The 18,850-nt window shown below is 53.2% G+C and carries 14 protein-coding genes; 3 read left to right on the top strand and 11 right to left on the bottom strand.

Annotation, left to right across the window (positions count from 1 at the left end; all coding sequences use genetic code 11):
* The first annotated feature begins 221 nt into the window (after positions 1 to 221).
* Positions 222 to 1,244, top strand: a complete 1,023-nt coding sequence (locus ABLQ08_RS09400) for a hypothetical protein (protein ID WP_352941073.1) — start codon at positions 222 to 224, stop codon at positions 1,242 to 1,244.
* Positions 1,245 to 1,280: 36 nt separating this feature from the next.
* Here the strand turns inward: ABLQ08_RS09400 and ABLQ08_RS09395 are convergent, their stop codons facing one another.
* Both ABLQ08_RS09395 and ABLQ08_RS09390 read right to left on the bottom strand, forming a co-directional pair.
* Positions 1,281 to 1,568, bottom strand: a complete 288-nt coding sequence (locus ABLQ08_RS09395; RefSeq protein WP_352941071.1) for a hypothetical protein — start codon at positions 1,566 to 1,568, stop codon at positions 1,281 to 1,283.
* Between the two features lie 300 nt (positions 1,569 to 1,868).
* Entirely contained in the window at positions 1,869 to 2,846 is a 978-nt protein-coding gene (locus ABLQ08_RS09390) for a GNAT family N-acetyltransferase (protein ID WP_352941068.1), read from the bottom strand.
* 879 nt (positions 2,847 to 3,725) lie between these two features.
* Here ABLQ08_RS09390 and ABLQ08_RS09385 point away from each other — a divergent pair.
* Positions 3,726 to 4,439 (top strand): helix-turn-helix domain-containing protein, encoded by a 714-nt coding sequence (locus tag ABLQ08_RS09385; protein ID WP_352941066.1) that lies wholly within the window; start codon positions 3,726 to 3,728, stop codon positions 4,437 to 4,439.
* A gap of 300 nt (positions 4,440 to 4,739) precedes the next feature.
* Here ABLQ08_RS09385 and ABLQ08_RS09380 read toward each other — a convergent pair whose 3' ends face one another.
* From ABLQ08_RS09380 to ABLQ08_RS09355, 6 genes are all read right to left on the bottom strand, one after another.
* Positions 4,740 to 4,919, bottom strand: coding sequence for a hypothetical protein (locus ABLQ08_RS09380; protein ID WP_352941064.1), 180 nt, complete (start codon positions 4,917 to 4,919; stop codon positions 4,740 to 4,742).
* 292 nt (positions 4,920 to 5,211) lie between these two features.
* Entirely contained in the window at positions 5,212 to 6,402 is a 1,191-nt protein-coding gene (locus ABLQ08_RS09375; protein ID WP_352941062.1) for a tetratricopeptide repeat protein, read from the bottom strand.
* A 53-nt stretch (positions 6,403 to 6,455) separates the two neighbouring features.
* A complete protein-coding gene (locus ABLQ08_RS09370) occupies positions 6,456 to 8,168 on the bottom strand; it encodes a tetratricopeptide repeat protein (RefSeq protein WP_352941059.1) in 1,713 nt (570 codons plus the stop codon).
* A complete protein-coding gene (locus ABLQ08_RS09365) occupies positions 8,168 to 9,001 on the bottom strand; it encodes a polysaccharide deacetylase family protein (RefSeq protein ID WP_352941057.1) in 834 nt (277 codons plus the stop codon). The genes ABLQ08_RS09370 and ABLQ08_RS09365 overlap by 1 nt, the downstream gene beginning before the upstream one ends.
* Positions 9,002 to 9,007: 6 nt before the next feature.
* Positions 9,008 to 11,221, bottom strand: a complete 2,214-nt coding sequence (locus ABLQ08_RS09360) for a glycosyltransferase family 2 protein (protein WP_352941055.1) — start codon at positions 11,219 to 11,221, stop codon at positions 9,008 to 9,010.
* A gap of 9 nt (positions 11,222 to 11,230) precedes the next feature.
* Positions 11,231 to 11,998: a glycosyltransferase family 2 protein gene (locus tag ABLQ08_RS09355; RefSeq protein ID WP_352941053.1), complete on the bottom strand. Its 768-nt coding sequence runs from the start codon at positions 11,996 to 11,998 to the stop codon at positions 11,231 to 11,233.
* Positions 11,999 to 12,767: 769 nt separating this feature from the next.
* Between ABLQ08_RS09355 and galE the strand changes: the two genes are divergently transcribed.
* Entirely contained in the window at positions 12,768 to 13,793 is a 1,026-nt protein-coding gene (gene galE, locus ABLQ08_RS09350) for a UDP-glucose 4-epimerase GalE (protein WP_352941050.1), read from the top strand.
* A gap of 176 nt (positions 13,794 to 13,969) precedes the next feature.
* Here galE and ABLQ08_RS09345 read toward each other — a convergent pair whose 3' ends face one another.
* From ABLQ08_RS09345 to ABLQ08_RS09335, 3 genes are all read right to left on the bottom strand, one after another.
* On the bottom strand, positions 13,970 to 16,012 hold the full coding sequence (locus ABLQ08_RS09345) for a methyl-accepting chemotaxis protein (protein WP_352941048.1): 2,043 nt from the start codon (positions 16,010 to 16,012) through the stop codon (positions 13,970 to 13,972).
* 701 nt (positions 16,013 to 16,713) lie between these two features.
* Positions 16,714 to 17,976, bottom strand: coding sequence for an ABC transporter permease (locus ABLQ08_RS09340; RefSeq protein ID WP_352941045.1), 1,263 nt, complete (start codon positions 17,974 to 17,976; stop codon positions 16,714 to 16,716).
* The gene (locus ABLQ08_RS09335; protein ID WP_352941044.1) at positions 17,973 to 18,779 is read right to left on the bottom strand and encodes a taurine ABC transporter ATP-binding protein; all 807 of its coding nucleotides are present in this window, start codon (positions 18,777 to 18,779) and stop codon (positions 17,973 to 17,975) included. Before ABLQ08_RS09335 ends, ABLQ08_RS09340 begins: the two co-directional genes overlap by 4 nt.
* Between the last annotated feature and the right edge of the window lie 71 nt (positions 18,780 to 18,850).

Genomic DNA, 18,850 nt, shown 5'->3' with positions numbered 1-18,850 from the left:
TCTATTTAAATATTTAATAAATATAGCAAATCTGGGAAATGCTTAAATAGATAAGTATATTAGCGCGTAGACCTAATTATTAGCTGACTTTAGTGTCAGAAAGTGTTGGTTTAATTTACACGTTGATCAATGTTGCCGTGGAGGAGGGAGTGTTTCCATCGGCTCAAAGACTGATGACAGTGAATGTGAGTTGTTTCGGCTTGTGGTGCCGCGGATGTTTCTTGCGGTTCGTAGTTGTGCTGGCCGCTTGCGTTTGCCTATCGGGAACATTGACGACCGCGCACGCATCTTCCGAACTCGAACTTGAACGGTTAACTGACCCGGGTGTCGCACAGGAACTGCGGCAGGCCTTTGTCCTGCCAATGTCACTGGCTTTGCCGGATGTCACTTTCCAGCGGCGAAACGATCTGATTGCCGCCGAAGCGAAGAAACTTGAAGGCATCTTGCACACTCTTGGCTACCTCGAGGCGAGCGTTGAGGTCATTGATGACCTGTCTTCCGACGGCACCGTAAAGCTGATCCCTGTTCCTGGATCCCTCTACCGCATAGGCTGGATCAGAGCAGTCGGTTTACCGGAAGAGTTGTCGGTAGAAACGCTCGAAGGGTTTGATGATCTTGCATCCCGGTTTGTCGGGAGCGCGGCAAGTGCCGAAACTCTTGAGCAATTGAAGGCAGGTTTGATCTGGCGGCTGCGTGAAGCTTCTTACGCTTCCGGAGACGTTTTGCAATTGAGACCACATCTGGAACCTGAGTTTCGTCTTGTGGGACTTTCCTTTGCGGTTTTACCGGGCCGATCCACTCACGTTGGGGATGTTCAGGTCCAGGGATCGCGACATGCCGATCTTCTTTCGGAGTTTGCTTCCAGTACCTTGAAGGAAGGCGAACCATATTCGGAAGCGGCAATGGCGCGGCTGCGGCAGTTGTTGGAGCAGACAGCTCTGTTCAATCGGGTTGACGTGTCACTTTCCAATGTCTCTGTCCCTGCGGGGGCAGCGGAAGTGGAAGTCACTTTGGTCGACAAATTGCCGGAGCCGCATTTCTTTCAAAGCGAGGCGGGGCTTGGGCCGGTTCTCGCGGTCCTGACGATGCTGCTGATCGTGTTGAAAGAGTGTGCGGGACCAGATGCAAGATGGCGGGGCAGATCAATCGGTCCAGCATTGTCCGGAACCGCGGTCGTGTTTTACGCGATCAACTTGATTGTTATTGTTGCGGTTCTGCTTTCGATCGTTTCAGCACAGAACTGATCGTTTCAATCTGCAGGACGCTTGCTTGATTCCGACTTAGAGTTTTGTATTGCTGACATTGATGCTACCGGCAATGAAACTCGGTGAATTGGCATCCTTGGAAGGTTTGGCGCTGCCTATGAGCGCGTCCATTTCGCGTTTGATTTCCTGAAACTCTTCCTGCGCAAGTCTGGATTTTGTGTCCCGCTCCGGATCGTCAGGGGCAAGCTGTTCGAGCGCCACCCGAAGATCGGCCTCCACATCCTGCCAGCGATTGACCAATGCAAACCATTTTTCGAGGATCGAGGGATCAACCTGCCCTGCCATGAAAGTGCGATCCTTCATAAATTCCCGCCGTTATTCGCAATCATCTAGTCTGACAAGTATGCGCAAATCATGACATGAGTATAACTCGTAGATCTTTTAAATATTATTGTTAACAAATAAATTTTTAACTTTTCCTCAACTCCCTAAATTCGGGTGAGTTTGGAGATTTGGTTTCTCGTTTAAATTCAGTTTTTTCTGAAAGAATTTGAAGGTGGTGGGCAAATCTCCCGGTGCGCTAAAATCCGAAGAGTTATCCACGGTCCGAACCTATACACCGCCGAATGTCGGGCTTGTTGTTCCGGAGCAACGTTCGTTTCTTCAGTGCTGCGAATTTCGGTGAAACTCAGCATAGGGAATGGCAACCGCGCCGAAATCACTTTTGAAACGCATAAGGGAGTCGACGCCGCCGGATTCTCCCATGTGGTAGGCGGAGCACCCTGCCTGGCAAGCGTCGAATATCATCTCGTTCTGCAGAAGATCATTGCCAGGAAACCTGCTCAGCAGATCCGGGTCGCTTGCCCCGCGCCAGTAGACCGCTGATTTGCCCATGTTTAGAAACACCGTTCCGGCAACGGGAGTCTCGTCAATTGACGCTATGTAGATCTGAAGCCGGGATCCCATTGTTTTCGCCACATTTTCAAATTTCCACTTGGGTTCCCGGCGGACAGCCAGAAAGCGTATGAGTTGCGGGGGCAGCTTTCTCCTTCTTGCCCGTGCCTCCGACCATCGCAGGTAGATCGAGAAGTATTTTTCTAGGAGATCGGTGTCGTTCCCCTTGTCTATCCTCATTCCTGCTTTTCTGGCCTTTCTTATGCGATTTCTTTTGGTGCCGCGAAAACGCTCCTGCCAGACTTTTTCGTATCCTCCGGTAAGATCGATAACGTGAGAAACGCGTGAAGATGCCGACCAGCCAATTTGCTCTTCTGGCCAAAGATCGATCTGAACCGGATTGGGCCGGATGGATAATTTACGAACCTTCAAGTCTTCCAGGTCTTCCAATAGTGTGAGGATGTCCTCCTTTCCGATCGGATAGTCGGAAATACATCCGCCTGCTCCAAAGCCATGGGGCATGGAGGAAGCACTTCGATGGCCAAGCACGGAAGCCCTCAGGGCCAATGGCACGATGATCCGTCCACCGGCTGTTTGATACAGGCGGCTGGCATTTGAATAGCGACCGGTCTGCTCTATTGCTGTCATCCATTCCGGTGACTGAAATGGTGTCGCACTCGCATCGGAGCGGAACACTTCGCGCCACTCAGTAGACGGAGGTGGGGAGATCACTTTTTTGATAAGCATTTATCATAACCCCGCCTTGTGAATGTCCCTTGTGTCGGCCTGGTCGTGTGAGTGTACGACGGAGCAGGTTGGAAAGGCAAAGAAACGCCGCGTTGACTAGTGATTTTTGCGGAGTTGGGGCGACATGAATGCCTTTGAACTTCTTGATCATCGAGGCTGAGCTGTCTGTCTGCTGGGAGGATTTGCTTCCCAGGAGGAAATTGTTTGTCTTGAACCTGCCTCAGCTTTCAGGTCTGTATTGCGAGGCTTAATCTTTCTTCAGTTTCTGCTTCACGCCGGTTGCCGGGAGGTGATTATTGCAAGACCTGTCAAAATTAATTAGGTATTTCAAGCATCAAGTTGCGTGCTTTAGATGTGATATATTGCAAGATCGATAAATAGATCGATATATAGACATAATTTCGACTGCCTAAATAAAGATATTGTGTTGCTCAAAAACATTTGATTGTGAAGAATTTCTCAATATATTTTTATTCTATTTTTCTAAAAATTTTAGTTTCCTGTGTCTAAAATCAATAAATGTTTCAGATATTGTTTGGTGCGATAGCGTTTATCTTGGTTCTTGATTTAAGTGGGTTATGGTAAACATGTTGTTTTAGGTAAAATCACTGACAAAAAAAGAATATCATGTATTTGGTGTAAATATAAATCGGTGACACGCCTCTTCCTTAGGGTGGGTTCTTGATCTTGTTCGACTTTTAGTTGATCGGGTAACATATTGATTTATGTCTCGCGATTTTTTATTGGTATAAACTGCTTACTATAAATTGTTATCAGAATTGTGGAGCCAAATAGGACTGTTTAGCACTTCCTTGTGCGCAAATTACTCTGCGTAAGATGCGGATTGTTAAAAGGCGGCAAATACATGGGAGGCCACAAATGTCGAACCAATTGCGTTATTTGTACTTCGTTGGGCCCGGAGACAGGTTGCCGAACCCACTTGAAAATGCGTTGATCCGGGAGCTGCCGGATTTGGCGGTTCAAATCACAAACGACTGGGGAGGATTGGTCCGGAGGGCTGATGCCGACGGAGTTTGTCCAAATCTGATCCTGATTGACGAAGCCTACGGAGTGGCCAATGCCACAAACCTCAGAGAATTTCAGGAAACGTATCCCAACACCGGGCTGTGTCTGACATTTAACGGTGACTACCATTCGAAACAGTACATCCGTGAGTGTCTCAAGACCGGCGTGATTCACAACATCCTGCCGATGAACCTCAGACTTGATCTATGGTTGTTTGCGGTACAAATCATGCTGCATGGCGGGTCTTACATGCCGCCGGATCTGGTTGAACTCCTGGAGATCGATCGGAACCTGCAGCTTGAAAAAACACGCAAGTCGGAAGAAATGGTTGTCAATGGCGATAGTGCCGTGGGTGCGTTGACACCCCGCGAGCGGGAAGTTCTTGCATTGATTGCCCAGGGCAAGCAAAACAAGATGATTGCCGCTCAACTCAGCTTGTCAGAGCATACGATCAAGCTGCACATCCACCACATTATCTCCAAGATGGGTGTCTCCAACCGTACGGAGGCTGCGGCGGCATTCTTTCAGGTAAATGAAACTGAAGAAAGGCGGCGCCTGGAGCGGTAGCCGTGCCAACGCCGGCTCTGTGGTGTTGATGTCGGATGTTCGGGAGTTGATGTTGTTCGCTTCCGGGCAGGTCAGTGGTCGGCGATGTGTGCCTGGCTAACCGGTGAGCATAAGTCCTGTTTGCGCCAATTCAGTGCTGCGCCGCCGGAGTTAGAAGCGTGAAATTTCCGAATGAAACTGTGTTGACCAGCACTTTGCCGCCTTGGGCGATCTGGTCCGAGTCGGTGGGGCCTTTGGTTCCGGCTATTGGTTTGTTTCGGCACACTGCATATGCCGCTGTTTCTGGTTTTGCCGATCGTTTCAGTTGATGCTATGCGGGTTTCCCTCGTGATAATTGAGGAACAACGCTTTTTTCTTTTCCATTAAATCGTGCATTGTCAGCATTCTGAGATGAAACCAGAATGTATCTTCCGGCTGATACTTTCGGTCGAATTCAGGACGAATGTCTGAATCGTCGCTGAGATGCTGCCCACTATCCATCTCGTTCGCCTTTCAGTCCTGTTTTAGATCATTGAGCAAGATGCCGTTGGTTGGGGTTTGCTCCTTGTTTTTTGTTGCGGTTTGTAACGACGTAATAATATTAAAAAATACCGTAGCTGTCATCTTGGCATTTTGTATAAAATATTAAATCTTGGGGAAAAATTGTTCGTAATTTTCTACAGGCCATAAATTCCGAATGCGTTCAAAGAATGGCATTTGCGTTAGTCAAAAAGTAAATTCATTCAAAACTTCATCCGTGATCACTGCTCGGTTCCTTATCCTTCAATGAACTCTAGAAAGCGTGGATGAGTAAGCGCGTTGTCTGAACAGATAGAGGTCCGCTTCGGCATAAAGACTTGACGCGAAGCGAGGCGCAGTAGTTGAGGATTGCTGAAATGGTTCTCCGTTTCAAAAGGCCGTCCATCCTGCCCGTGAAGTGACCGTTTTCGGCAAGGCGCATCTGAACGAAGTAAAAGAAGGTGTTGGGATTGCTTCGCAATATTCTGCGCATCAGGCTTGGGCGACTGCGGGGTGGAATTTTTTCGATACGTTCATAGAGCGGTGGATAGGCTGATTTTTTCGAACTCAGGATATCAATCAGGAGCAAGCGATAGTCCAGTTCTCCCGGATCGATCTTGTCAGCGATTTTCTGAAGCAGCGTGCCGGCACGATCGATGTTCCGGGTTGATGGTTGCCGTGCGCCCCAATTTTTCGGGTCAAGGTAATAGTCAAACAGTCGAAGTGCGGCATCGGTATTGCCGTTATCCGCCATGCCCGACAGCTTGTTGATCAATTTTGTTCGGGGCAGGAGCTGAGCTGACCGGTTGTTGCGCCGCATTGCCAGCGCGATAGTGGCATCTGCAACCCCGAGATCTTCCGCCTGGCGAAACATCTCCAGCCCGTTTCGTGGGCGGCCAATTTGCCGAAACTCACCTTCAACCAGGCCGGTCCCCATCAGATAGAGCGCATAGGAGTTTCCCAATGATTTTGCATGAGCAAGGTATCGGTAGGCCTGCCTTGCGTTTTTTCGCCCAAACAACCCATATCGGTGGATTTCGGCAAGGCGCAATGACGCGGCTATGCTGCCTGCCTCTGACGCCTTTTTGTATGCTTTCTGGGCTGCGTTCGTGTCGATGAAACCGGCATAGCCGAGAGCATAGACATCCCCGAGACTGACAAGCGCGCTCAAGGAGCCTTCTTCGGCAAGCTCCCTGATTTCCTTCAGGGATTGGTCGATGTCAGGTTCTGTTCCAATGCCCCGAAGAGACATTTCCGCAATCCGCAGCCGTGCGGTTCGATCTCCCAGATCTGCAGCCTTCGAGAAGTAGATTAACGCCTGTGAGGGGTTGTACTGCAGCAATCTCCCGTCAAGGATCAGCTCTCCCAGGCGAAACAGCGCCGCTGCCTCAAGCGGGCTGGTAACCACTGAATGACAGATGGTGGGAAAGGAAGTGGCGCCGAAGAGCGAGAGCGCGAAGGCCATGCCGCGCACCAAGGGGCGCGCGGCAAAAGTCGTTGGTTTGTAGGCTGGCCGTATCATTGTGTGTTGGCGTCGGTGAGTACGCCGTTTTCGTCCGTTGTTTCGATGCCGGCTGCCTTCTTGTAGTAAAGAACGGCAAGCTCTCCGTCCGCCGGCAGGATTTCACCACGGCTGTAAAGGTCCCCAAGCAGAATGTAGGCCATGTAAACACCTTGAGAAGCTGCCGCTTCGTAGGCTGAAATCGCAGCGTTTGCGTCTACCTTTCCTGCTTCGCCGGAAACATGAACCGTGCCGAGCGCCAGCATCGCATTGGGGTCACCGGTATCAGCTGCAGACTGCAGCAGCGCCATACCGGCTTCACGATCCACTTCCGTCCCCTGACCGCGCAGCAGCATCAAGGCAGTCTGCACCCGGGCGGTGCCGCTGCCCGCACTTGTTGCCGCTTGATAGTAGCCAAATGCTTTTTCCAGGTCCTGGGACTGGCCTTCACCGATTGCGCCAGAGTGAAACTCGCCCAGCATCAGATTGGCATCGGAGTTTCCAATTTCTGCCAATTGTTCAAGTACCGTCACGCCTGTCGTGGCGTCGCGTGAAGTGCCGATGCCTTCTATCTGCATGAAGGCCATTCTCAACATGGAGCTGAGGTCCTCGGACGCCGCTGCGGTCCTGTAAAGATCGAACGCTTTGGCGACATCCGCCTGAACGGCATTTTCTTCACCATTTTCATAGAGTTGTCCGAGGATGTACATCGCGGATGCGTCACCGGAATCCACCATGTCCTGAAGAATGCGCAATCCCTGGTCGACATTCCGTTCGACACCCTGTCCGCGAACCAGCATGAGGGCTGTCTGTTTGCGTCCCGTCGAGCTGCCCGCTTCACTGGCCATGGAATATGCTTCAAAAGCCTTTCCGGCGTCGGGCGTTAGCAGGCCCGGAAGGCCGCTCAACTGAATGTCGCCCATCAGCAGCATTGCACTGGGGTCTCTGGCTTCGAAAAGCTGGCGGGCGATTTCATAGCCCTGTTCAGGAGAAGATGGCGTGCCTTCCCCGTCAATCAGCATACGTGCGGTAATGATGGCGGCTGCAATGTTGCCGGTCTCGGATGCGCGTTTGTAATAGCCGAAACTGCGCTCTGGATCGGCGTCGACACCTTGGGGCTTTCCGGTCCTGTAGATGTCGCCCAGTGCCATCAGCGCTTTGGCATTGCCCTTTTCCGCAGCTTCCGTCAGCAGTTCAATCCCGCCGCCGATGTTGTGTGAGGTGCCCGTTCCCTCAATCATCATCAGACCAACGTTTACGGATGCGGTTTCGCTGCCCAGCTCGGCTGCCTGTTGAAAGAAGGAGAAAGCCTTTTCCGGATCGGAAGTTACCAATTCACCGCTGAGGTAAAGATCGCCCAATTTCAAAAACGCATCCGGATTGCCGAGATTTGCCGCCAATTGGTAGACCCGCGCCGCGCTTTTTCCATCGGGGCGGGTGCTCAAGGCAAGGTCCGGAGCGAGTTGCTCCGGCGGTATGGCGGAGAGAATTCTGCCATTACTGGTCGAGAGGTTCCGATAATATGTGAGCGCTGCTTCCTCTCCAGCCCGGTCAATGCTGCCGGTGCTGTAAAGGTCCCCGATGCGCATTATCGCCTTTGTTACCGCAGGATCGGGATTTCCCTGCCAGCTTGTCGCATCAGCTGCATTCACCGCATAGCCGGTTGCCATGCAGGTTGCGAATATCAGAAAGCCGCGTTGAAACACGGACGGGCAAACACACTGTTTCATCAAATTGGTCCCCTGGCAGGCTGGTACGGGCCATCGCTTACCAGCGGTGGCATCAGTCGATTGCGAATACGCCGCACAAGCCGCCAGCAGGTCCCGGCAAGTCGATCCTGTGGCGGCGCGGTTGGGATCGTCTTGCTGTTCAGCAAGGCGATGAGACCCGTCTGATCGTAGTCTTGGGTAATGATCAGGCGGGAAAGTCCGAAACGGTTTTCCGATGTGTGAGAGAGTGCATGACGAACGCGGACCGCAGACGTAAACCCGGCTTCGCGTGTCAATCGTCTTGTTGTCGCAGAAGCATATCCGTGCGGATAGGCAAACGCCTTCACCTGGCTGCCGGTGATTTCCTCAAGCAGGTGCCGGCTGCCGCGGATCTCCCGTTCGCAGGAGGCGATGTCCAGTATGTCCAGCTCCGGGTGGGACAGGCTGTGAGCTCCAATTTCAATTCCGCATTCATGCAGGTGCCTGATCTCTTCGGCTCGCAGCATTTCACGCTCGCCTTCGCCGAGTGGTCTCAGCCATTTGCTTCTGCTGCCGATCAACCCAGCGACGACATAAAGAGTGGCCTGGAACCCGTGTCTGTCCAGAACGGGAAAGGCTTCGTCAAGAAAGTCGCGCAAACCATCATCAAAGGTCAGAACGACGGCATTTTCCGGTAAGGACACCCCGGCATCCAGCTTGTTCAACGCCGCGGAAACGCCAAGGACCGTGTAGCCGTTGTCGGCCAGCGCGCACATATGCTGCGAAAAGCGAGCGGGTGTGACGCACCAGGTCTTGTACCTTTCGTCTACGCCGCCGGCCACGGAGTGATACATGAGTATGGGCAGAGTTCGCATAGGACTTCACTCCGCCGGTCGGTCGACACTCGCCAGGAACGGTGAGCGTGTTGGTGTGTGGGATTGCCATGGCGTTCCAAACCGGCTCCTGAGGTAGCCGGGTAGACCCATGAGGATGCCGAAACGTTCCCGCCAGATGAGGTTGCGCGGATAGTCGGACGGCAAGCGTCTGATTTTGCTTGAGGACGGCGAAAGCAGGTGTGTCAGAGCGGCTGGTAGTTTTTTGCCGAACTGGAACAGCTTTCCGGGATTGTCCAGAACCTGTTTTGTCAAGTAGGCGCCTAGACCAACACCGTAGCCATAGGCCTGGCGTTGTATGCCCGCCTCTGCCCGGCGGTGAAAGTGCCAGACAATGGCTCTTGGTGAATAAACAAGCTGATATCCTGCCTCGAGCGTGGCGACAAACGAGGCCAGGTCATCACCGCCTCGCGCCGGAGTGCCGGCACCGAGTGCTGCGTCGAAACCGCCGATGCCCAGCAGAACTTCGCGGCGGAATGCCATATTGGCGCCCGAGCCGAAGGCTCCGGCAGCGTATGGAAAAAGCGGATCCGAGGGTTTGTTTTCCTCCAGATCGTAGATGCGTCGATCGACCCCCTTGCTGAAACCGCCGTGGCATTCGATCCAATACTGTGCACGGGTTTCCAGTTCGGCTGGCATGATCATGCCCGTGACGCATCCGATTTTGCGCGAAAGCGCAAATTCAGATGCAATAGCACTGACCCAGTCGGCGTCGACGATCACATCGTCATCTGTAAAGGCGACCACGTCGCCGAGTGCGAGCGCTAGTCCGGTGTTGTGGGCAATGCCGAGACCAGGGCGATTTTCGCGCGCGTAGTGAACCCGTCCACTCGGCGCGAAAATCCCTGCGACCAGATCGGCCGTTGCATTTGATGAGGGAGCATTGTCGACAACAACGATGTTCATGGCCGAGTAGGTTTGGTTCAAAAGGCTGTCCAGACATCTGAGCAGGCTGTCCGGTCGGTCGCGTGTTGCAACGACTACTGTTACCCAGGGACTGAAAGGGCCTTGTGGGGCTCTGTGTAGATGAGAAATGTTTGCACTCGGCAGTCGCTTCATGACGTCAGAAACGCTGGTGCTGATGTCGACATCGTCCTCAAAGCGAACCTCTTCCACGGCCACCGGCGTGCCCTTTGATCTGAGCAGGCAAAGTGCTCCCCCGCACCAGGCGTCCGGTTTCAGCTGGTCCTGCATTCGCGACGGGGGACGATCATCGAGTTCCCAGTCCAGGATCTGAATAGGTGCGAAATGAGGAGGGGGCTGCGTGCGGAGATGGCGGGTCGGCCGCAATCGGGTATGGAGGTATGAAATCGTCGTAGCCAAAAAGCCGGCGGCAATGGCAGACGCTCTTGCGATTCCGCTGATGTCGCCCTTGAGTGTTTCGCCCAGGTAGCGAAAAAATCCCTTGGGCAGTGTTTTCAGAGAGTAGTTTCTCTCTGTCGTCAGAACATGACCGGCATTTGAGAGGTCGGCCAAATCCGCTTTCGATTTTCCTTCGGCCCAGCATCGCCCCAAAAAGTATTTCCAGGTGCCGCGCGTAGACGGCACATGATGCCGGACCCGTGCTTCAGGTTCATAGAGGATCGTCTGACCGGGGAATTTTGCTTTGGCGCGAATGAAGAAATCTGTTTCTTCGCAGCCGGCAGCGTTGTTGCCGATGCGACCCAGTCCGGCTCTGAAGCCACCCGTCAATTCAAGAACGGCCTTGCGGACGGACATGTTGCAGCCGATCAGATTTCGGACCGGATTGCGAATCTGCGGAAGTCCGAGGTAGCTGCAGCCGACCACCCAGTCGAACTCTCTGGGAAACCATTTTGGTCGTTCAGTAGACCAGGCAGGGGCGATGAAACCGCCAGCCGCCATGACAGCCGGATCTGAGTAGGCCCTGGCTATCTGTTCAAGCCAGTCGGGGTTAGCTGCGGCGTCATCATCGAGAAAGGCGACGATATCGCCGTGCGCATGTTTGATGCCGGTGTTTCTTGCTCCAGACAGCCCTTTTTCGAACTCGTTCCTGACTATCTGAGCAGTCTGAAATTCCGACTTGAGTACTCTGTAGAGCGCATCGCTGTGATCGCAGACAATGATGAGAGAGGCTGCCGGGTAAGTTTGCGCCCGGATGGAAGAAACCATCTCGCTGATATGACGCAATCGATCCAGCGTATGGGCACAGACAACCACCGATATCGTGACATTTGTGCTCATGGTAGTGCCTCAGCGTGTCGGATCGCGGACGTCAGTAGACGTTGTCGTCACGCGACGGCGGGTAAATGGGGAGGAAGTACCTGCCAGTTTTGCTGTCCCGGGAGTGAAGCCGAGGCGAACGATCGTTTTGAGAACGCGCCACCCATCGGGAATTGTTCTCAGGTTGCTGACACCGTGAAGACGTGGAGCTTCTTTGCTGGGAACTTCCGAAATGGCTAGACGTGCCTGCAGTGCTTGCACGTTCATGCTCGTTTCGATTTCAAAACCGTCATCGTTTTCAAGCGACAGTCTTCTGAGGCTTTCCCGCCAGAAAGCTATATAGCCATAGCAAAGGTCCGTGAATTTGCCGCCAAACCTCCAGGTGACGAGTTTGACGAAACCCCAATTGCCGATACGGCGGTACCATTCCATGTCGTCGGTGCCGCCGCCTTGCAGGAACCGTGAGCCCTTGACGAAGTCCGCTCCGGACAAAAGGGCACCTATGAACGCGGGAATCTCTGCCGGGTCCATGGATCCATCGGCGTCAATCATGACAATGATATCTGAGCGGGAAGCTGCGAAACCGCATCTCAGAGCAGCGCCTTTGCCGGGACGATCTTCGGGTACGATCTTGATGTCCGGCATGAGGCTACGTGCAACCTCGATTGTGTCATCCTCAGAGTTTCCGTCTACCAGGATCACTTCATCGACCCATCCCGGAATTTTCTTTAGCACTTGTGGAAGATTTCGCGCTTCGTTTTTCGCAGGGATGACGACACATACTGTTGGTTGCCGCATGATTTACTACTCCAGCATGTTTTCTCCTGTTTGTCTTTAGATAAAACGAAATATATCATAGGCCTCTTTATGTATATCTCGAATCTAAAGCTTAACTGCGGTTAAGGGCAGGGTTGTGATTTGCGTTATTTATGTTTTGTTAAGTATATTTTTCTTCCGAAAAATTCGAAATATATAATAATAAGTATAATCAAAAGAGCAGTGACCCCTTCGAACTGTCGATTGGATTGGGCAGGGCGACGTTGCCTGATGATCAAAAGGGAGCTGAGCGCGCGTTTTGCTGTCGCGATGAATTGATGCATGCGCGTGCTGAAATGGGCTCGAAGTGCACGTGCATTGGATGCGATGGATTTTCGCGTTTTGCCCGCTACTCGTTTTCTATTGGTGGTTTGGAGAAACTCAATCTGACACCAACAGAAAAAATCCCTATGACTTGCAGGAGTGAATTGAAGTCATAGGGCAGTTGTTTGGGGTGAATTGCACATTACCTGCTTATTGTAATTCATAAAGCTTTTGAATGAATTACATAATTATATATAGATGCTAAATACTAGTCTGATGACTCGCGCTATCGTGATCTTCCGGCAATTTTGCTTGAGGCAAGTCGGTTGGTCGTCCTTCGTTATTTTGTTCCGTTGAATGAAGGGCCCTGACCCACTCGCAGGTGCTGTTTCCGTTTTCTCAATGAGGGTTTCAGATCTTGGCAATTGATTGAAACTTCTTTACCGCTCACGTGGTGCTGAGCTCTTTGACAGGAATTTGAACCAACATGGCAATTCTTATTACCGGTGGAGCCGGTTACATCGGGTCTCACTGCTGCGTCACATTCCTGGATGAAGGGCATGATGTGGTCGTTCTTGATAACCTGAGTAATTCAAACCCGGCTTCCTTAACGCGGGTAGAAGAGATTACCGGTCGGAAATTGGTGTTTGAACAGGGAGATGTTCGCGACCAGGAGACATTGGAAGGCGTGTTGAAGCGGCATGATTGCTCGGCCGTTATCCACTTTGCCGGATTGAAGGCGGTTGGCGAGTCAACGCGCTTCCCACTGTCCTACTACGACAACAATGTTATCGGTACACATCGACTGTTGAGTGCGATGGCAAACGCAGGTGTTCGGGACCTCATTTTTTCATCGTCCGCCACCGTTTATGGTGACCCCCAGGAATTGCCGTTGACCGAAGAACATTCGCTTGGCCCTGTAAACCCGTACGGACGGACCAAGCTGATCGTCGAAGACATGTTGCGCGATCTTGCCGCCAGTGATCCAGGCTGGCGGATCGGAATAATGCGCTACTTCAATCCGGTGGGAGCTCATGGAAGCGGATTGATCGGCGAAGATCCGCTTGGCGTTCCGAACAACCTCATGCCGTATATCGCCCAGGTTGCCTCCGGGCGGCGCGAAAAGTTGCATGTCTTCGGCAATGACTACGAAACGGCGGACGGCACGGGCGTACGTGACTACATCCATGTTGTTGACCTCGTTGAAGGTCACCTGCGGGCCTATCACGCCCTGTCAGATCTCGAAGGAGGGGACAATTGCTTCGCGGTAAATCTTGGGACGGGCAATGGGTACAGCGTTCTGGAAATGGTCAAGGCGTTCGAACGGGCGTCCAACCGGATCATTTCATATGATTTCGCGCCGCGTCGGGCAGGGGATGTGGCGGAGTGCTTTGCCGACACCGGCAAGGCTCATGAGCTGCTTTCCTGGAGTGCGAAGCGTGAACTGCACAGCATGTGCGAGGACACCTGGAACTGGGTGTGCAAGAACCCCAAAGGATATGATGGCGACTAGAAGGGTATTAGGCTGCTGCTTCTGTTTTTGCTGACATTGCATCAGAGCGAACAATTGAAGGACTTGCTCGGGTATCGAGCCTTTCGACAAAACAATGACGGGTGGGGCATGGCCCCGCCCGTCATTGTTTGGAATGCGATACTGCGGATCGTTTGATGAAGTATCCTTCTTGTCCGTTAGGCGGCACGCACGCGTTCGAGGAACTGCGCAATTTCATCACGCAAATTGGTGGCTTCCTTTGAAACGGCTTGTGAAGCGGACAGCACGTTGCCAGCGGACTGCGTGGTTTCTGATGCCGAGTTGGTCACGTCGGACATGTTTTTCGCCACGTCCTGCGTTCTTATGGCCGCCTGCTGCACGTTCTGACTGATTTCCGCAGTTGCTGCGCCCTGCTGTTCGACGGCTGCTGCGATAGAAGAGGTGTAGTCATTGACCTCGTTCATCGTGCTGGTGATCACTTCGATGGCTTCAACGGCTTCGCGCGAAGAGCCCTGAATGTCCGAAATCTGGCTGGAGATCTCCTCGGTGGCTTTGGATGTCTGAGTGGCAAGTTCCTTGACCTCGGAGGCAACGACGGCAAATCCCTTGCCCATTTCACCTGCGCGGGCTGCCTCGATTGTCGCATTCAAAGCAAGCAGATTGGTTTGTTCTGCAATATCGCGAATGAGATTGACGACTTCTCCAATGTGTTGCGCTGCGCTGTCCAGTTTGACGACTTTCTGGTTGGTTGAGGAGGCTGCATCGGCTGCGCCGCCGACGATGCTCTTGGTTTCTTCCACCTGCCGGCTGATCTCGGCAATGGAAACCGACAGTTCTTCCGCGGCAGATGCAACGGTCTGCACGTTGGTCGAGGCTTCTTCGGAGGCGGCTGCCGCCGAAGAGGCGCGTCCTGATGTGTCGTCGGCGATGCCGGACAAGACCTGGGCTGTCTGCTCCATCTCGTCAGTGTTGCCGCTCACGGCCGAAAGTGTCGTCTCGATCGTGCTGTCAAAGCCGGATATCAACTCGTCAATCTGATGCTGGCGCTGGATCTGAGCTTCTCTTTCCGTGTCAGCTTCCGACATCAAGCGCTGGCGCTCAATCGCATTGTCCCTGAACACGGCGACCGCGCGGCTCATGTCTCCGATTTCGTCCTTGCGCTCGACACCTTCGAGGGTGACATCTGTATCGCCCGTGGCAAGAGTGTTCATGGCGTTGGTCACCGATACGATCGGCCGGGAGATGTTGCGACCGATCAACCAGGCCGCCAGAGTTGCACCAAGCAGGGCAACCGCCAGAATGCCAAGCTGTATGAACAGGGCATTTTGCTGTGCCGCAAAGGCAACGGCCTCGGGGACAGAGATCGCGATAATCCAGATGTTGTCGCTCAGGGCAACCTTGAGAGGTTCATAAAGCCGCAGGATTTCTTCGTTGGATTGGGGGTCGATGATGCCGGTTTTCAGCAAGCTTGGCCGACCGGCCAGGCTTTCCGCCTTGGTGACTGAGAAACCAAATTCTGCAGCGCTCTTTCCGGGTGACCCTTCAATGGTATGGGCGACCACAGTGCCTTTTTCCGACAGCAGGCTGACATAACCGACATCGAAAGGTTTGGCCTCTTTCATGATGGCCTGAAGGTCGGTCATGGCGATATCGACCCCAGCGACCCCGACGATCCTGTTGTCGACGCGGATCGGCAGGGCGAGGGAGGTGATCAGAGTTTCAACGCCGCCGACCGGATAGAGATAGGGCTCCAGGATGACCGCTTTGCCGGTGGTGAAGGGCAGCTGGTAATAGTCACCATCACCAGCCTGGTCATAAGAAAGGAGAGGCTCCAAAATCGCTTTGCCTTCGGAGCGATACCAGTAGGGAACGAAACGCCCGGATGCATCATGTCCGGCCGCGTCGACATATTCGGCGTCCTTCCCGTCCAGTGCATCTGGTTCCCAGCCTGTCCATGCGCCGAGAATTGAAGGGTTGGCGACCAGCGTGTTTTGAATGACTTCGTTGTAAACAGCCCGATCCGTGATGCCGGCCTTGTGCAAGGCTTCCAGACTGTCGCCAAGTGATTTTGCCAGGTTCATGGACTGGTTCAGGATTTCCGATGTTCTGGAAGAGTAGTAATCGGCAGTCTTCTGCACAATCTCCACGGAACCGCTGTTCAAGGCCTTGTTGGCAGTGAAGATCGATGCCCCGATGACGAGAGTGAGAGAAAGGAAAACAGCAGAAAATAATGCCGCCATTATCCTCTGTTGAATACTCAACTTCTTAAGCATAGGCCCCCCTGATGTTTTGAAGTTGCCTTGAGGTAGGCAAGGAATCAAAAAATAAGAATGTAGAAATATTATCTCGCTTGAAAACTTAATAAAAACTTAGATAAGAATATGTCATGTAAATTAATGTATTACTTTATCTGTAAACGATTACATCTGCGCTTCTGCTGCAGTTTAAATTTCTGCTATTGTTCTATCTTTCTGAATTCATTGAAATTAATAGATCGTGGTTTGTTATGTTTTTCTGCTCATTGGTGCCTTTTTGCACATAGGGAAACGATTGGCTTGGAAAAACTGTTTCGTTTGGAGAATATTGAACGATCTGAATTCGGAATTCCCCTTTCGGTTGTGTTTTTAGGAGATTAGTCAGCCGCTGCCCAAGTGGTTCGCAGGTCGTCGCAACAGTCTGGAAAACAACGCAAAAAGCTATCGGGACTTCGTTGCCAGCCCCTTGTCGTCGGACTGCGGTCGAGAAGATATTTGGCGAAATTGAAATGCTGAAGTCAGCCGAAGGGCTTCTGCCGGATGGGTTGGTTCGAGGCGTTGTTGCAAACCTCAGAACGTTGCGTCGAGAATATTCAGTGAGGGTTGGAGGGCAAGTTCAAGAAAATTGGGCCGTCCGCTTCTTTCAAATCGAACGGCCCTTTGTCGATGGTCTTTAAGGCAGAGTTTTAGGAACGACCCTTCCAGGGGACGAGAACCCGCTCGGCCATGCGCATCAGAATGTCGATGCTGTAACCGACAATCCCGATCAGGATAATACCCATGATGACGATGTCGGTTAGCTGGAACTTGGAGGCGGCGATGATCATCATGCCGGCCCCTTTCTGGGCGGCGACCAGCTCCGCGGCCACGACGGTTCCCCAACACACACCCATGGCAACCCGTGCGCCTGTGAAGATCTCAGGCAGCGAGTTCGGCATGATCACGTAGCGCAGAACCTGCCGCTTGTTGGCACCGAGTGAATAGGCGGCATGGACTTTCGAGATATTGACGCCCGAGACGCCGGCTCTTGCCGCAATGGTCATGATCCAGAGTGCCGCCAGGAACAGGAGCACGATCTTTCCCGTTTCCCAGATGCCGAACCAGATGATCACCAGCGGGATCAGGGCAAGAGGTGGAACCGGACGCATGAATTCCACGATCGGGTCAAACCATCCACGAACCCAGCTTGAGAGGCCCATTGCGTATCCCAGAGGGATTCCGATCAGAGAACCCGCAATGAAACCGCCGATAACCCGGATCAACGACCAGCCAAGGTGCTCCCAGAGTGTGAAGTTCTGGTAACCCGTAGAGGCGATGTCTGCGAAGCGTTTCACGACGGCTTCAGGGGACGGCATCCAGATGGGTTCCATTTGAAGACCCGTGTCGGGCTGAAAGTTCAACGACCCCTTGGGCGTCATGGTCACCGTGCCATTCGATACGCCAACACTCTCTCCGGGTGCGATCGGAGTGCCGTCGACTGCTGTGACCTTGGCGCCATCGCCGTCGTTGCGCGTGACCCTCAACAGGACCGAACGCCACGCGCCAACGCTGGCGGCATCGTCTTGCGCGAAGCCGTCGCGCGGAGCCGGTTCCGGCGCCTTGATCTTGTTGCCCACTTCATGCACGACAACGTTTACGGCCGCCTCGCTGGTCTCTCCCGCATCATTGGTCACGGTGTAGGTGAAGTTGGTTTCGCCAACGAACGGACCCGGTACATGGAATGGGACAAGGCTCGAACCGGTAAACGCGCCCCAGATGAAAAAGATCACGACGATGGAGATGATCGAGGCTGCCCGGTTTGGCCGAATGGCGCTCTCGTCCCCGAACGTTACGGTCTTGAGGCTGGTGAAGTCCTGTCTGCGCTGGCTGAGGCCAGTGACATAGGTGACAAGAAAGTAGGCTGCCAGAAACAGCGAGGCGTAGATCAGGAAAACGATAAGTCCGGTCATGCTGCGGTCTCCGATCGGCCCATGATTTCCTCTTCCATTTCCCAGATCATGGACAGGATTTCCTCGCGGGTTTCGGCGAAGCCTTCACTCTTCTTGACCTCCCGCAAATCGTTGTCGACGCCGCGTTCCGCGAAGGGCAACCGGTATTCCTTGTGGATCCTCCCCGGACGGGGCGCCATGACCAGAAGTCTCTCGCCCAGAAGCAATGCCTCTTCCACCGAGTGGGTGATCAGGATGACCGTCTTGCCGGTTTCCTTCCAAAGCTTCAGCACGAGACCCTGCATTTTTTCTCGGGTCAGTGCATCCAGGGCTCCAAGGGGTTCGTCCATCAGGATGACGTCTGGATCGTTTGCCAGACACCGGGCCAGTGCAACACGTTGCTGCATGCCGCCCGATAGCTCGTAAACCGCTTTTTCCTTGAAGTCCTGAAGACCGACAGTCTCCAGGAGGTGGTCGACGATGTCGTCGCGTTCCGCCTTTGGCATCGATTTCATTCTGGGACCGAATTCCACGTTCTTGCGGACATTCATCCATTCGAACAAGGCGCCCTTCTGGAACACCATTCCGCGTTCGGCTCCCGGTCCCGTTACGACGTGACCGTTCATGCGAACCTGGCCGCTGGTGGGCGCAAGAAAGCCTGCGACAATGTTCAACAGAGTGGTTTTGCCACAGCCCGAAGGACCCAGGACCGACATGATTTCGCCAGTGGCGAGTTCGATCGATACATCCTGTAGTGCCTGAACAAACGTTCCGTTGGGCAGGTCGAAACGCATAGATAGATTCTCAATATGAAGGCCGTCCATAGCCTGCCGTCTCCTGCAGCTTGAGAGTTGAATTGAAGGGGCGGCTCGATGGCCGCCCCAAACTATGCAGG

Source organism: Roseibium sp. SCP14, assembly GCF_040329475.1.
Taxonomy (GTDB): domain Bacteria; phylum Pseudomonadota; class Alphaproteobacteria; order Rhizobiales; family Stappiaceae; genus Roseibium.
Note: the sequence above shows the minus strand (reverse complement) of the source record. Positions and strands in the feature narration are given on the sequence as shown.